General features: G+C 63.3%; 14 protein-coding genes and 1 pseudogene. 10 read left to right on the top strand and 5 right to left on the bottom strand.

Going from position 1 to position 15,183, the window contains the following annotated elements:
* Positions 1-126 precede the first annotated feature (126 nt).
* From EGJ22_RS24455 to EGJ22_RS24440, 4 genes and pseudogenes are all read left to right on the top strand, one after another.
* Positions 127-1,029 (top strand): annotated as a pseudogene (locus EGJ22_RS24455) (L-serine ammonia-lyase); the annotation flags it as partial.
* Between the two features lie 27 nt (positions 1,030-1,056).
* Positions 1,057-2,178 (top strand): glycine cleavage system aminomethyltransferase GcvT, encoded by a 1,122-nt coding sequence (gene gcvT / locus EGJ22_RS24450; protein ID WP_009687036.1) that lies wholly within the window; start codon positions 1,057-1,059, stop codon positions 2,176-2,178.
* A 358-nt stretch (positions 2,179-2,536) separates the two neighbouring features.
* The gene (locus tag EGJ22_RS24445; protein WP_003257941.1) at positions 2,537-2,749 is read left to right on the top strand and encodes a cold-shock protein; all 213 of its coding nucleotides are present in this window, start codon (positions 2,537-2,539) and stop codon (positions 2,747-2,749) included.
* Between the two features lie 88 nt (positions 2,750-2,837).
* Complete coding sequence (locus EGJ22_RS24440) at positions 2,838-3,326, top strand: RDD family protein (RefSeq protein WP_009687037.1); 489 nt, start codon at positions 2,838-2,840, stop codon at positions 3,324-3,326.
* 207 nt (positions 3,327-3,533) lie between these two features.
* Here the strand turns inward: EGJ22_RS24440 and lptG are convergent, their stop codons facing one another.
* A complete protein-coding gene (gene lptG, locus EGJ22_RS24435) occupies positions 3,534-4,595 on the bottom strand; it encodes an LPS export ABC transporter permease LptG (RefSeq protein ID WP_029886777.1) in 1,062 nt (353 codons plus the stop codon).
* Positions 4,588-5,703, bottom strand: a complete 1,116-nt coding sequence (gene lptF / locus EGJ22_RS24430) for an LPS export ABC transporter permease LptF (protein WP_009687040.1) — start codon at positions 5,701-5,703, stop codon at positions 4,588-4,590. The genes lptG and lptF overlap by 8 nt, the downstream gene beginning before the upstream one ends.
* Before the next feature lie 301 nt (positions 5,704-6,004).
* On the opposite strand from lptF, the gene EGJ22_RS24420 reads away from it, so the two are divergent.
* From EGJ22_RS24420 to rlmF, 5 genes are all read left to right on the top strand, one after another.
* On the top strand, positions 6,005-7,498 hold the full coding sequence (locus EGJ22_RS24420) for a leucyl aminopeptidase (protein WP_009687041.1): 1,494 nt from the start codon (positions 6,005-6,007) through the stop codon (positions 7,496-7,498).
* Positions 7,499-7,548: 50 nt separating this feature from the next.
* On the top strand, positions 7,549-7,977 hold the full coding sequence (locus EGJ22_RS24415) for a DNA polymerase III subunit chi (protein ID WP_009687042.1): 429 nt from the start codon (positions 7,549-7,551) through the stop codon (positions 7,975-7,977).
* Between the two features lie 5 nt (positions 7,978-7,982).
* The gene (locus tag EGJ22_RS24410; RefSeq protein ID WP_009687043.1) at positions 7,983-8,324 is read left to right on the top strand and encodes a hypothetical protein; all 342 of its coding nucleotides are present in this window, start codon (positions 7,983-7,985) and stop codon (positions 8,322-8,324) included.
* 184 nt (positions 8,325-8,508) lie between these two features.
* A complete protein-coding gene (locus EGJ22_RS24405) occupies positions 8,509-11,355 on the top strand; it encodes a valine--tRNA ligase (protein ID WP_009687044.1) in 2,847 nt (948 codons plus the stop codon).
* 162 nt (positions 11,356-11,517) lie between these two features.
* Positions 11,518-12,468, top strand: a complete 951-nt coding sequence (rlmF, locus tag EGJ22_RS24400) for a 23S rRNA (adenine(1618)-N(6))-methyltransferase RlmF (protein WP_009687045.1) — start codon at positions 11,518-11,520, stop codon at positions 12,466-12,468.
* A 50-nt stretch (positions 12,469-12,518) separates the two neighbouring features.
* On the opposite strand, the gene EGJ22_RS24395 is transcribed toward rlmF, so the two are convergent.
* Positions 12,519-12,800 carry an HU family DNA-binding protein gene (locus EGJ22_RS24395; protein ID WP_003255106.1) on the bottom strand — a complete coding sequence of 94 codons (282 nt, stop codon included), beginning with the start codon at positions 12,798-12,800 and terminating at the stop codon, positions 12,519-12,521.
* 370 nt (positions 12,801-13,170) lie between these two features.
* On the opposite strand from EGJ22_RS24395, the gene yejK reads away from it, so the two are divergent.
* A complete protein-coding gene (gene yejK, locus EGJ22_RS24390; protein WP_009687046.1) occupies positions 13,171-14,178 on the top strand; it encodes a nucleoid-associated protein YejK in 1,008 nt (335 codons plus the stop codon).
* A gap of 96 nt (positions 14,179-14,274) precedes the next feature.
* Here yejK and EGJ22_RS24385 read toward each other — a convergent pair whose 3' ends face one another.
* Positions 14,275-14,565: a GIY-YIG nuclease family protein gene (locus EGJ22_RS24385; protein WP_009687047.1), complete on the bottom strand. Its 291-nt coding sequence runs from the start codon at positions 14,563-14,565 to the stop codon at positions 14,275-14,277.
* Entirely contained in the window at positions 14,558-15,034 is a 477-nt protein-coding gene (locus EGJ22_RS24380; RefSeq protein WP_009687048.1) for a nuclear transport factor 2 family protein, read from the bottom strand. The genes EGJ22_RS24385 and EGJ22_RS24380 overlap by 8 nt, the downstream gene beginning before the upstream one ends.
* Positions 15,035-15,183 lie beyond the last annotated feature (149 nt).

Genomic DNA, 15,183 nt, shown 5'->3' with positions numbered 1-15,183 from the left:
CACCCTCACGCCACCACCCCCCCGTGGTCTAGCCCCCCCCCCCCCCACCCCCCCCGCCGATAAACCCCCCCGCGCGCCCCCCCCGCGGGGGGGGGGGGGGGGGGGGGGGCCCCCCCCCCCCCCCCCGGCCACGACCGCATTGTCGAGGACAGCACCGCCCTGGCCTACCCGTTCACCACCGCCAAACAGCTGCTTGGCCACTGCACCACGCACAACCTGGCGGTCAGCCAGGTAATGCTGGCCAACGAGCAGGCCTGGCGCCCAGAGGCAGAAACCCGCGCCGGGCTGCTGCGCATCTGGCAAGTGATGCAGGACTGCGTCGAAGCCGGCTGCCAGCATGAGGGCATTCTGCCGGGTGGGCTCAAGGTCAGGCGCCGGGCACCGGCACTGTACCGCCAGCTCAGCCGGCACCCGGAGGCCAGCCTGCGCGATGCCCTGTCGGTACTGGACTGGGTGAACCTGTATGCGCTGGCTGTGAACGAGGAAAACGCCTATGGCGGGCGGGTGGTCACCGCGCCCACCAATGGCGCCGCCGGTATCGTCCCCGCGGTGCTGCACTACTACATGCGCTTCGTGCCCGGTGCCAGCGAAGACGGGGTGGTGCGTTTTCTGCTCACGGCTGCGGCCATCGGCATCCTGTACAAGGAAAACGCCTCCATCTCCGGTGCCGAGGTGGGCTGCCAGGGCGAAGTCGGGGTGGCCTGCTCGATGGCTGCCGGGGCGCTGTGCGAGGTGATGGGCGGCAGTGTGCAGCAAGTGGAGAACGCCGCCGAAATCGGCATGGAACACAACCTGGGGCTGACCTGCGACCCCATTGGCGGGCTGGTCCAGGTGCCCTGCATCGAGCGCAACGCCATGGGCTCGGTAAAGGCGATCAATGCGGTGCGCATGGCCTTGCGCGGCGACGGGCAGCACTACGTGTCGCTCGACAAGGTCATCCGCACCATGCGCCAGACCGGCGCCGACATGAAAAGCAAATACAAAGAGACCGCCCGTGGCGGCCTGGCCGTCAACATCATCGAGTGTTGACCCACTAACGAAAGCAAGGAGTCACCGATGTCCGAAACACTGCTCAAGACCCCACTGCATGCCTTGCATCTGGAGCTGGGGGCGCGCATGGTGCCGTTCGCGGGCTATGACATGCCGGTGCAGTACCCGCTGGGCGTCCTCAAGGAGCACCTGCATACCCGTGAACAGGCCGGCCTGTTCGATGTGTCGCACATGGGCCAGATCATCCTGCACGGTGCCAACGCTGCCAAAGCCCTTGAAAGCCTGGTGCCGGTAGACATCATCGACCTGCCGGTGGGCATGCAGCGCTATGCCATGTTCACCGATGCGCAAGGCGGCATTCTTGACGACCTGATGGTCGCCAACCTGGGCGACGACAAGCTGTTCCTGGTGGTCAACGCGGCCTGCAAGGCGCAGGACCTGGCTCACCTGCAAGCGCAGATCGGCAACGCCTGCGACGTGCAGCCGCTGTTCGAGGCGCGTGCGCTGCTGGCCCTGCAGGGCCCGGCGGCAGCGCATGTACTCGCGCGGCTGGCGCCGGAAGTGGCCAACATGACCTTCATGCAGTTGCGGGAGGTAAAACTGCTGGGCGAAGACTGCTTCGTCAGCCGCTCGGGCTACACCGGCGAAGATGGCTACGAGATCTCGGTGCCGGCCGGCGCTGCCGAAGCCTTGGCCCGCCGCCTGCTGGCCGAACCGGAAGTACAGCCGATCGGGCTGGGTGCCCGTGATTCGCTGCGCCTGGAAGCCGGCCTGTGCCTGTATGGCCACGACATGAACAGCGAAACCACCCCGGTCGAGGCCAGCTTGCTGTGGGCGATTTCCAAGGTGCGCCGCGCCGACGGCCAGCGTGCAGGTGGGTTCCCGGGCGCAGAGGCCATCTTCACCCAGCAGCGCGACGGTGTGGCACGCAAACGCGTCGGCCTGTTGCCGCAAGAGCGCACGCCTGTACGCGAAGGCGCGGACATTGTCGACGCCAACGATAAACCGGTTGGCAAAGTGTGCAGCGGCGGTTTTGGCCCGACACTTGGAGCGCCCGTTGCAATGGGTTATATCGATAGTGAACATGCGGCAATCGACACCGCGCTATTTGCCGTGGTGCGGGGCAAGAAGGTGGCCTTGAAAGTCAGTAAAATGCCTTTCGTAGCGCAACGTTACTACCGTGGGTGAATCGGCTTTGTGAAGGTGGCGGGCAGGCGTGGCATATTCGTTTCCGAAACCTGCCCGGTAACTTTTGAACATGGCGCGAGGCCAGCCACCATGCCGTTTGCACGACGGTGATCGGTGCGTGAAAAAAGGCCGTTTTTCCGCGTGGCCGAGGGCTTGTTTTTCGCTCGGGAGTTGGCGTAGAGTCAATCTACTGTGTTTGCATGGGTCGCAATAGTTCGTGACCTGGGCCAGTAGCCAAGCGTTGCTACAACCCGTTCGACGTCTCTTACTTTCCTGCAACCCAGCCCAGTAATCTTTCGCTTACACAACGTGCGAAAGTAACTGTCATCAAAATTCGAGCTCCATAGGAAATAAGACAATGGCTGAACGTCAGAACGGTACCGTCAAGTGGTTCAATGACGAAAAAGGTTACGGTTTCATCACCCCAGAAAGCGGTCCGGATCTGTTCGTGCACTTCCGCGCAATCGAAGGCAACGGCTTCAAGAGCCTGAAAGAAGGCCAAAAGGTCACTTTCGAGGCCGTGCAGGGCCAGAAAGGCATGCAAGCGGACAAAGTTCAGGTTGCAGGCTAAGCCGAACCCGACTGCAAAAGCCCCTGCCAAGTGCAGGGGCTTTTTTTTGCCCGTAGAATAGCGGCTTCATCTTCTGGAGCCGTTTTGCATGTCCAAGCCTTTGCTCACACCCCAGGGTGATTTTCCGCCGGTCGGCCTGGGCCGACGCCTGGCGGCGATGTTCTACGACTTCTTGTTGTGCACCGCGCTGCTGATCGTGACCGCTGGGGCCTACAAGATGATCCAGATGGCGATCATTGGCGAAGCCCGCATGCGCGAGCTGACCGAGGCAGGCGCACTGGACGGCGACCCGTTGCTGTCCACGGTGCTGCTGTTCGCCTTGTTCGGCTTTTTCGCCAAGTTCTGGACCCACGGCGGGCAGACGCTGGGCATGCAGGTGTGGGGCGTACGGGTACAGAACGCAGATGGTTCGGCGATCAGCCTGTGGCAGGCACTGCTGCGCTTTGTGGTGTCGATCGCGTCGTGGTTGTGCCTGGGGCTGGGTTTCTTCTGGGTGCTGATCGACAAACGCAAGCGGGGCTGGCATGACATCTATTCCGAGAGCCAGCTGGTGCGTGTGCCGAAACAGAAGAAATAGAAAGGCCAGGCCCCGATGAAAAAGCCGGCCTAGGGTTAATGCCTGTCAGTTAAGTAATTCGGGGCCGCTTTGCGACCCTTCGCGGGCACGCCCGCTCCCACAGGGGATCGCGCAGCGCCAAGCGTGTAGGAGCGGGCGTGCCCGCGAAGGGCTGCAAAGCAGCCCCAGTAACGCTTAACAGACAAGCATTATCTCCAGCTCAGGCCATTACCCCGCCCGGCGCAGCAACCACACACCGGCCAGGGCACAGATGCCCGCCGGGATGACCACCGCCAGCAAGGGCGGGAAGCCGAACACCTGGCTCGAAGGGCCGAGCAGGTCCTGGCCGATGCGGAATACGAAGCCCACCAGCACGCCGGTGAACACCCGCTGGCCCAAGGTCACCGAGCGCAGCGGGCCGAAGATGAATGAAATGGCCATCAACACCAGTGCCGCAGTCACCATCGGCTGCAGGACCTTGGTCCAGAACGCCAGCCAGTAACGGGCGTTGTTCAGGCCCTGGTCGGACAGGTAGTGGATGTAGTCCCACAGGCCGGTGATCGACAGCGACTCCGGCGCCAGGATCACGGTGTTCAGCAGTTGCGGAGTCAGCGACACGTCCCAGCGCTCGGTGGGGGCCTTCACCACCTCGGTGTGGTCCCCGCGGAAGAAGGTCGTGCTGACGTCGCTGAGCAACCAGTGATCGTCGGTGTACTGGGCACGCCGGGCAAAGCTCGACGTCTGGATCTTGCGCTCGCTGTCGAAGCGGTAGCGGGTCACGCCGAGCAACAGGCCGTTGGGCTGTACGGCGTTGATGTGCACGAACTCCTCGCCCTGGCGATGCCACATGCCACGCTTGGAGCTCTGCGCCTCGCCCCCACCCTGGGCCAGCGAGCGGTCAGCCTGGGCCTTGTTCTCGGTGACCGGCGCCACGTATTCGCCAATCAGCAGGCCGACCAGCATCAGCACCAGCATGGGCTTCATCACCGCCCAGACGATACGCCCGATGGACACACCGGCCGCACGCATGATGGTCAGTTCGCTGCTGCTGGCCAGGCTGCCCAGGCCAATCAGGCAGCCGATCAGCGCAGCCATGGGCAGCATTTCGTACAGCCGCCGTGGCGCGGTGAGCAAGACGTAGTAACCGGCTTGCATCACCGTGTAGGTGTCGCTCAGGTCGCCCATCTCATCGATGAACGCGAACAACGAGGCCAGGCCGAGGATGATCCCCAGCACTGCCAGGATGGCCAGCAGCACGCTCTGGCCGATGTAGCGGTCGAGCTTAGCCATGGGTCACCTCCGCACGGCGGGCGGCACGCTTGAGGCGCAATGGCTCCCAGTACATCAGGCCAAGGCCGATGAGCAGGAACAGCCCGTGGACCCACCACATGCCCAGGGCAATCGGCAACTTGCCCTTCTCCAGGGCGCCACGTACGGAAATCAGCATTGTCAGGTAGGCCATGTACAGAAGAATCGCCGGCAACAACTTGAGGAAGCGGCCCTGGCGCGGGTTGACCCGCGACAGCGGCACCGCCAGCAGGGTCACCACGAAGACCAGGATCGGCAACGACAGCCGCCATTGCAGTTCGGCGCGTTCGCGCAGGTCGGTCTTGCCGAACAGGTCGAGGGTCGGAATGGCCTCGCGCTCGGTCACTTCCTCGGCCACTTCCGGCTTGGGCAGCAACACGCCATAGGTGTCGTACTTGATGGCCCGGTAGTCGGCCTGGCCGGGGTTACCGTCGTAGCGGTAGCCGTTTTCCAGCACCAGGTAACGGTTGCCATCGGCCTGGATCTCCTGGTGGCCCTTTTCCGCCACCAGCACCGACGGCGCACGGTCCTTGGTCTTGTCCTGATTGAAGCGTTTCTCGGAGATGAACACGCCACCGAGCTTGACGCGGTCGTCCGACAGTTGCTCGGTGTAGGTGACCCGCGAGCCGTCACGCAGCATCTGGAAACGGCCTGGCACCAAGGTGTCGAACTCGGTCAGGGTGTCCTGCTGGGCGATGATCTGCTGCACCTGGGCCACGCCCAGTGGCGCCAGACTCAGGCTCAGCCAGGCCACCAGCAGCGCCACCAGTGCGGCCGGCGCCATGGTCATGCCCAGCAGGCGCTGCTGGCTCATGCCAGTGGCCGAGAGCACGGTCATTTCGCTTTCCAGGTACAGGCGGCCGTACGCCAGCAGAATGCCGAGGAACAGCCCCAAGGGCAGGATCAGCTGCAGGAAACCCGGCAGGCGGAAGCCCATGATCAGGAACAATACGCCCGGGTCGAGCACGCCTTGGGCGGCCTGGGCCAGGTACTTGATGAAGCGCCCACTCATGATGATCACCAGCAGCACGGCGCTGACGGCGCTCAAGGTCACCAGGACCTCGCGGGACAGATAACGAAAGACGATCAAACCAGACACTCCTGGGTTGTCAGGGCGGACTGCCATGCAATGGCGCCAAACAATGACTTAGTACATCCAAGACCAATGCCGGTTCGCCAAAGGCGAACCTCCATGTAAAGTGCGCGCATTATCCTGTGATTGGCTGCGCCTGTCACTTGGCGGCGCGTGAAGGCGCATAACGGGGTTGTCAGCACGCGGGCCGCAGGCTCAAACTGGCAGCTTTTCCGCTGGCGCGCGACGACGCGGCCAGGCCCGTCCAGAGCGCTGCAATGTACAGCGCCATTTGTATCGATCATTCGGGGACCCTGACATGGAACTGGTTGTAAAAAGCGTAGCTGCTGCATCGGTAAAAACCGCCACCCTGGTCATTGCAGTCGGTGAAAATCGCAAACTTGGCGCGGTGGCCAAGGCCGTCGACCAGGCCACCGAGGGTGCCATCAGCGCGGTACTCAAGCGCGGTGATCTGGCCGGCAAACCGGGCCAGACCTTGCTGCTGCACAACCTCCCGGGCCTCAAGGCCGAACGCGTCCTGCTGGTCGGCAGTGGCAAGGACGAAGCCCTGGGCGACCGCGCCTGGCGCAAGCTGGTCGCCAGCGTCGCCGGTGTGCTCAAGGGGCTCAACGGCGCCGATGCCGTGCTGGCCCTGGACGATATCGCCGTCAGCAACCGCGATGCCCATTACGGCAAGTACCGCCTGCTGGCCGAAACCCTGCAGGACGGCGAATACGTGTTCGACCGCTTCAAGAGCCAGAAGGTCGAGCCGCGCGCACTGAAAAAAGTCACCCTGCTGGCAGACAAGGCCGGCCAGGCCGACGTCGAGCGCGCGGTGAAGCACGCCAGCGCCATCGCCACCGGCATGGCGTTCACCCGCGACCTGGGCAATCTGCCACCGAACCTGTGCCACCCGAGCTTCCTTGCCGAGCAGGCCAAGGACCTGGGCAAGGCGCACAAGGCACTGAAGGTCGAAGTGCTCGACGAGAAGAAGATCAAGGACCTGGGCATGGGCGCCTTCTACGCCGTGGGCCAGGGCAGCGACCAGCCGCCACGCCTGATCGTGCTCAACTACCAGGGCGGCAAGAAGGCCGACAAGCCCTTCGTGCTGGTAGGTAAAGGCATCACCTTCGACACCGGCGGCATCAGCCTGAAACCCGGCGCCGGCATGGACGAAATGAAGTACGACATGTGCGGTGCCGCCAGCGTCATGGGCACCCTGCGTGCGGTGCTGGAACTGCAACTGCCCATCAACCTGGTCTGCCTGCTGGCCTGCGCCGAGAACATGCCAAGTGGCGGCGCCACCCGCCCGGGTGACATCGTCACCACCATGAGCGGCCAGACCGTGGAAATCCTCAACACCGACGCCGAAGGCCGCCTGGTGCTGTGCGATACCCTGACCTACGCCGAGCGTTTCAAGCCACAGGCGGTGATCGACGTCGCTACCCTGACAGGCGCCTGCATCGTCGCCCTGGGCAGCCACACCTCCGGCCTGATGGGCAACAACGACGACCTGGTCGGTCAATTGCTCGACGCGGGCAAGCGCGCAGACGACCGCGCCTGGCAACTGCCGCTGTTCGACGAGTACCAGGAACAACTGGACAGCCCGTTCGCCGACATGGGCAACATCGGCGGGCCGAAGGCCGGCACCATCACCGCAGGCTGCTTCCTGTCGCGTTTCGCCAAGGCGTATAACTGGGCGCACATGGACATCGCCGGTACGGCGTGGGTCAGCGGCGGCAAGGACAAGGGCGCCACGGGTCGCCCGGTGCCGCTGCTGACCCAGTACCTGCTGGACCGCGCTGGCGCCTGAGGCCATGACGCCGGTGGTGCCTGGCGCGCCACCGGCCGGCCATACCGACCATGAGCAAAGTCGACTTCTATATTCTGCCTACCGACTCGCTGTCGGCGCGGCTCGATTTCGCCTGCAAGCTGTGTGAAAAGGCCTGGCGCCTTGGCCACCGGGTCTACCTGCATTGCCAGGATGCCGAGCAACGCGACGAACTGGACCTGCGCCTGTGGCGCTTCAAGGGCGAAGCCTTCGTGCCCCACGACCTGGCCGAGGTGCATGCCGATGCCGGCGTAGCCCTGGGCCTGGCGGAACACGCCGGTGACCATCACGACCTGCTGATCAACCTGGGCGCCAGCGTGCCGGGCTTTGTCGGCCAGTTCGAGCGGGTGGCGGAAATCGTCGTCGAGGCGCCCGACATTCGCCAATCGGCGCGAGAGCGATTCCGTTTCTACCGTGAACAGGGCTATGCTCTGCAAGACCACCGCTTACAGCGACTTTGACGACGATGGACAAGCACTCCCCCCTGCCCGACTCGGCTCACCTGCTCGACGACCTTGAGTCGATCCGCCAGTTGCTCGGCGATGCCGACCTGCAACCCCCCCTGCTGACCGAAACGGTCGAGCAACTTCCGTTGTTGCCGGACGCGCCGGTTACCGAAGCAGCTGCGCCCGAGGAAGACCCGCAGACGCGCCGCCAGGACACCCTGCTGCACCTGGAGAGTGAGCTGCGCGCCGCGGCGCAGATGATCATGCAGGACGTGATCAACGACTTTACCCCGCATATCGAGAACGAAATCAAGCGCCGGCTGGATGCGCGCATCGAGCGGTTGATCAAGCGTTCCGAGTAAAACCGCACATCGGTGTTGCCTGCTTCGCGGGCATGCCCGCTCCTACAGGGACCTCAACGCCTGTGGTGGGCTTGTTGCAGCAGGCAACACAGTTCCGACAGTTGTCAGCAGCTTGTCGCCTGCGGCCCCCAGCTTGGTTATACTTCCCGGCTTTCCCGAATAAATGCACAGGGTCCCGCCGCGCATGGATAAGACCTACCAGCCGCACGCCATCGAAACTTCCTGGTACAACACCTGGGAGTCCGAGAACTATTTCGCTCCACAAGGTGCAGGCGAGTCCTACACCATCATGATCCCGCCGCCGAACGTCACCGGCAGCCTGCACATGGGCCACGGTTTCAACAACGCGATCATGGATGCCCTGATCCGTTTCCGCCGCATGCAAGGCCGCGACACCCTGTGGCAGCCAGGCACCGACCACGCCGGCATCGCCACCCAGATGCTGGTCGAGCGCCAACTGGAGGCCAAAGGCCAGAACCGGCATGATCTGGGCCGCGAGAAGTTCCTGGAGAAGGTCTGGGAATGGAAGGATCAGTCCGGCGGCAATATCAGCCGGCAAATCCGCCGCCTGGGCTCGTCGGTGGACTGGAGCCGCGAGCGCTTCACCATGGACGACGGCCTGTCCGAAGCGGTCAAGGAAGCCTTCGTGCGCCTGCACGAAGATGGCCTGATCTACCGCGGCAAGCGCCTGGTCAACTGGGACACCAAGCTGCACACGGCCATCTCCGACCTCGAAGTGGAAAACCACGACGAAAAAGGCCACCTGTGGAACCTGCGCTACCCGCTGGCCGATGGCGCCAAGACCGCCGAAGGCGAGGGTTACCTGGTGGTTGCCACTACCCGCCCGGAAACCCTGCTGGGCGACGCCGCCGTGGCGGTCAACCCGAATGACGAACGCTACCAGGCACTGATCGGCAAGTACGTCGAGCTGCCGCTGGTGGGCCGCCGCATTCCGATCATCGCCGACGACTACTGCGACCCGGCGTTCGGCACCGGCTGCGTGAAGATCACCCCGGCCCACGACTTCAACGACTATGAAGTCGGCAAGCGGCACAACCTGCCGCTGCTGAACATCTTCGACAAGAATGCCGTCGTGCTGGCCAACGCCCAGGCCTTCAACCTCGACGGCAGCGTCAACGAGCAGGTCGACACCCAGTTGCCGGCGCAGTACGCCAACCTCGACCGCTTCGTGGCGCGCAAACAGATCGTGGCCGACCTGGACGCCCAGGGCCTGCTGGTCAGCATCGACGACCACGCCCTGAAAGTGCCGAAAGGCGACCGTTCCGGTACCGTGATCGAGCCCTGGCTGACCGACCAGTGGTACGTGTCCACCAAGCCGCTGGCAGAGCCTGCCATTGCTGCCGTGGAAGACGGCCGCATCCAGTTCGTGCCCAAACAGTACGAGAACATGTACTTCTCGTGGATGCGCGACATCCAGGACTGGTGCATCAGCCGCCAGCTGTGGTGGGGCCACCGCATTCCGGCGTGGTACGACGAGGCCGGCCAGGTCTACGTTGGCCGCAACGAACAGGAAGTGCGCGCCAAGCACCAACTGGGCGCCGACGTGGTGCTGCGCCAGGACGACGACGTGCTCGACACCTGGTTCAGCTCGGGCCTGTGGACCTTCTCTACCCTGGGCTGGCCGGAGCAGACCGAATTCCTCAAGAAGTTCCACTCCACCGACGTACTGGTGACGGGCTTCGACATCATCTTCTTCTGGGTTGCGCGCATGATCATGCTGACCATGCACCTGATCAAGAACGAGGACGGCACCCCGCAGGTTCCATTCAAGACCGTATACGTGCACGGCCTGGTGCGTGATGGCCAGGGCCAGAAGATGTCCAAGTCCAAGGGCAACGTGCTGGACCCGCTGGACATCGTCGACGGCATCACCCTCGACGCCCTGCTGGAAAAACGCACCAGCGGCATGATGCAGCCCAAGCTGGCCGAGAAAATCGCCAAGCAGACCAAGGCCGAATTCCCCGAAGGCATCGCCAGCTACGGCACCGACGCCTTGCGCTTCACCTTCTGCTCGCTGGCTTCCACAGGCCGCGACATCAAATTCGACATGGGCCGCGTCGAAGGCTATCGCAACTTCTGCAACAAGATCTGGAACGCTGCCCGCTACGTGCTGGACAAGGGCGAGGATTGTGGCCAGAACGGCGAGGCCTATGAGCTGTCCCTGGCTGACCGCTGGATCATCTCGCAGCTGCAGCGCACCGAAGCCGAAGTGACCCGCCAGCTGGAGCAGTTCCGCTTCGACCTGGCCAGCCAGGCGCTGTACGAGTTCATCTGGAACCAGTACTGCGACTGGTACCTGGAGCTGTCCAAGCCTGTGCTGTGGGACGAAAATGCCCCGGTCGAGCGCGCCCGCGGCACCCGCCGCACCCTGGTGCGCGTGCTGGAAGTGGCGCTGCGCCTGGCACACCCGTTCATGCCGTTCATCACCGAGGAAATCTGGCAGCGCATCGCACCGCTGGCCGGTATCGAAGGCAAGACCATCATGCTGCAGCCATGGCCGGTGGCCAATGAAAGCCGCATCGATGCTGCCGCCGAAGGTGATATCGAATGGCTGAAAGAGCTGATGGTCGGCCTGCGCAACATCCGCGCCGAAATGAACATTGGCCCGGGCAAGCCGCTGCCACTGTTCCTGAAGAACGCCAACGCCGACGACCAGCGCCGCCTGCAAGAGAACGAAGCCTTGCTGAAGAAGCTGGCCAAGGTCGAATCGTTCACCGTGCTGAGCGATGCCGAAGAGGCACCGCTGTCGGCTACTGCGCTGGTGGGTGACCTGCAAGTGCTGGTACCGATGGCCGGGCTGATCGACAAGGATGCCGAGCTGGCGCGCCTGAACAAGGAAATTCAGCGCCTGCAGGGCGAAGTGGCACGCGTGGGTGGCAAGCTGTCCAACGCTGCCTTCGTCGACAAGGCCCCGCCTGCGGTGATCGAGAAGGAGCGCGCCAAGCTGGCCGAGTCCGAACAGGCCCTGGCCAACTTCACCGAGCAGCACGCGCGCATTGCAGCGCTGTGACAACCTGATAGACCGCTGGGGCCGCTGTGCGGCCCTTTCGCGACACAAGGCCGCCCCTACAGGACGGTGCCGGTTTCACAGGCGCCGCTATCCTTTAGGGGCGGCCTTGTGTCGCGATAGGGCTGCAGAGCAGCCCCAAGGCCTGCAACACCGGACCCCGCCATGACCGACAAACCTACCCTGCACCCGCGCAACCGGCACCAGGGGCGCTACGACTTCCCCAGCCTGATCAAGGCCCACCCTGACCTGGCCCGCTTCACCATTACCAACCCCCACGGCAAACCCAGCATCGACTTCGCCAACCCCGAAGCCGTTAGGGTATTCAACCGTGCCCTGCTCAAGGCCCAATACGGCATCCAGCACTGGGATATCCCCGCCGACTACCTGTGCCCGCCCATTCCCGGCCGCGCCGACTACATCCACGTAGCCGCGGACTTGCTGGCCACGGACAACGCGGGGGAAATTCCCAAGGGCGCCCAGGTACGCGCGCTGGACATCGGCGTGGGTGCCAACTGCATTTACCCGCTGCTGGGCCACAGCGACTACCGCTGGCGCTTTCTCGGCTCGGATATCGACCCGGTAGCCCTGGCCTCGGCCAAGGCCATCGTCCAGGCCAACGGCCTGGGCAAGGCCATTGCCCTGCGCCAGCAGGCGAACCGGGGCCATATCCTCAGCGGTCTGTTGCAGCCAGAGGAGCGTTTCGACCTGACCCTGTGCAACCCACCCTTTCACGCCTCCCGCGACGAAGCCACCCGCGGTAGCCAACGCAAGTGGAAGAACCTGGGCAAGCAGGACCCCAAACGCACGCTGCCGCTGTTGAACTTTGGTGGCCAGAACAATGAATTGTGGTGCGAGGGTGGCGAAATCCGCTTTGTCACCCAACTGGTGAGCGAAAGCGTGCAGTACGCCGGCAGCGTGTTGTGGTTCACCAGCCTGGTGTCAAAGGCCAGCAACCTGCCGGGCATAGAGGCTGCACTGAAGAAGGCCGGTGCCAAGGCCGTACGTGTCGTCGAAATGGGCCAGGGCCAGAAGCAGAGCCGCATGGTTGCCTGGAGCTTCCACGACGAAGCGGCACGCCAGGGCTGGTACGCCCAGGGCCGATCACAGGCATGAAAAAACCGCGCCCGGACAAGCCGGGCGCGGTTTCGTCAAAGCAGCAACAATTACTTGTTGATAGCGTCGGTCAGCACTTTGGCTGGCACGAACTTGACGACTTTCTTGGCAGCGATTTCGATGGCAGCGCCAGTCGAAGGGTTGCGGCCAGTGCGGGCAGGACGCTCCGAGACTTTCAGCTTGCCGATACCTGGCAGGGTGATTTCAGCGCCGTTTTCCAGCTGGTCAGCAACGATCTGGCCCAGTTGCTCCAGTGCGTTCTTGGCGGTGGCTTTCGGCGCGGCGATCGACTCGGCGATGTCGGCAATCAGTTGGTCTTTGGTCAATGCCATGGTGGTGTTCCTTCCCTATCAAATTCGATGGTTATGCAGCGAACGACGACGTTATCGGGCCAGCCCCTTGTAGTGGAGGGCCGCGCCAATTGGGTATGTAGATACTCAAATCGGCGTTTGGTTCGACACGACGGCAGCGCGCTGCCGGCAATGCGCCACGCGTGGGGCGCAAGACCGCGCAAAGCTACCACAGGAGTGGATAAATATCCGCAGCGTACTTCGATTAAATGCAGGTTTTTCAGGGGTTTTGGCTTTAAACGTACAAAAATGAACAAAAAACGAACAACCGGCATTTCGGCCAACATCCGGCCACTGCACCACTGGGTGTCTGGGTTAAACTTGGCGACTTTTGCAGCTCGCCGAGAATTTCATGCCTATCCGTCATTGCATCGTTCACCTGATCGACAAGAAGCCTGATGGCAGCCCCGCCGTGCTGCACGCCCGCGATAGCGAATTGGCGGCTTCCGACGCCATCGAAAACCTGCTGGCAGACCTGAACGACAGCTACAACGCCAAGCAAGGCAAGGCCTGGGGCTTCTTCCACGGCGAGTCGGGGGCCTACCCGCTCAGCGGCTGGCTGAAACAGTACCTGGAAGGCGACACAGACTTTACCGCCTTCAGCCGCCAGGCCGTGGAACACCTGCAGAAGCTGATGGAGGAGTCCAACCTGTCCACCGGCGGTCACGTGCTGTTTGCCCATTACCAACAGGGCATGACCGAATACCTGGCCATCGCCCTGCTGCACCACAGTGAAGGCGTGGCGGTGAATGCCGAACTCGACGTCACCCCATCCCGTCACCTTGACCTTGGCCAGTTGCACCTGGCGGCGCGCATCAACCTGTCCGAGTGGAAGAACAACCAGAACTCCAAGCAGTACATCTCGTTCATCAAGGGCAAGAACGGCAAGAAAGTCTCGGACTATTTCCGCGATTTCATTGGCTGCCAGGAAGGTGTCGACGGCCCGGGTGAAACCCGCACCCTGCTCAAGGCTTTCAGCGACTTCGTCGAGAGCGAAGACTTGCCGGAAGCATCCGCCCGCGAAAAGACCCAGACGCTGGTCGAGTACGCCACTACCCAGACCAAACTGGGTGAACCGGTGACGCTGGAAGAGCTGTCCAGCCTGATCGACGAAGACCGGCCCAAGGCGTTCTACGACCATATCCGCAACAAGGACTACGGCTTGTCGCCGGAGATTCCGGCGGATAAACGCACCCTCAACCAGTTCCGTCGCTTTACCGGGCGTGCCGAAGGGCTGTCGATCAGCTTCGAGGCGCACCTGCTGGGCGACAAGGTGGAGTATGACGAGGCCGCCGGCACCCTGATCATCAAGGGGCTGCCGACCACCCTGGTGGACCAGCTGAAGCGACGCAAGGACTGACGGCCCATGGGCCGCGCGACCTGCTCCTGCAAGCATCGCGACCTCCTGTAGGCGCGGCCTTGCATCGCGATGGGCCGCAAAGCGGCCCCGGCACCCTCAAGCCGAACCCACCAGGTAAGCCGCCACCAGCGCCTCTTTCGCCGACTTGCGCAGCCGTTTCACCAACCGCTCCTGGCGCAATGCCTCGCCCTTGTCCGGCCATTGCTCGACATACACCAGCGCCTGTGCCGGGCTGGTCTTGAAGTACCGTGCCCCCCGCCCTTTCTGATGGGCCAGAAAACGCCGCTGCGGGTCATCACTGACCCCGCAATACAACGAACCGTTGGCCGCCCTGACCAGGTAGACATACCAAGGCTTGCCAACGCCTGCAGGGGCAGCTTCACACACCCTGGGCCTGCTGGAACGCGCGCAACCCCTTGAAGGCCTGTGCGCGAACCTTGTTCTGCACCAGCGGCGACCAACCCAGCAATACCCCTGGCATGCCCAACGCCTGCCGCGACCAGCGCCACAGGTCGAACGTATCGTCGTGCTGGCAGATCAAGCCATCGCGGATGATGAAGCGTGCCTGGATATCATTGACCACCACCCGCCCCGTCTGGCTGAACAGGTAGGTCGCCACCCAGTGTGCGGCACCGCTGCGCTCGTCGGCGCGTACGCTGTCGAAGGTGAGGGTGAAGTCTTTGGCGCGCGTGGTCAGCATGCGCCACATGTCGCCCGCGTCCTTGCCACGCAGCGTACCGAAAACCGGATCGCTGAAAACGATATCGTCGCTGTAGCAGGCGATCATTGCCTCGGCGTCCAGGCGCTGGAAGGCCTGGTAGAAGCGCGTAATCAAATTGCGGTGGGCGTCACTCATGGGGGCTGGTCCATCCTGGGGTCGAAAGCAGCACGATAATCTGACCCGGTTGCTTATGCCAGCTTCCGCCGCAGCATCTTCAGCGCCTGTGAGATCGAGCGCCGCCCGCGCGGCGCAATCGCGAGCTGCGCTCGCTCCTACGTTTGTTT

Origin of the sequence: Pseudomonas sp. p99-361 (genome assembly GCF_003935475.1) — a bacterium.
In the GTDB taxonomy this organism is placed as follows: Bacteria; Pseudomonadota; Gammaproteobacteria; order Pseudomonadales; family Pseudomonadaceae; genus Aquipseudomonas; species Aquipseudomonas juntendi.
The sequence above is the reverse complement of the archived record's forward strand: the minus strand, read 5'-3'. Positions and strand labels throughout refer to the sequence as shown.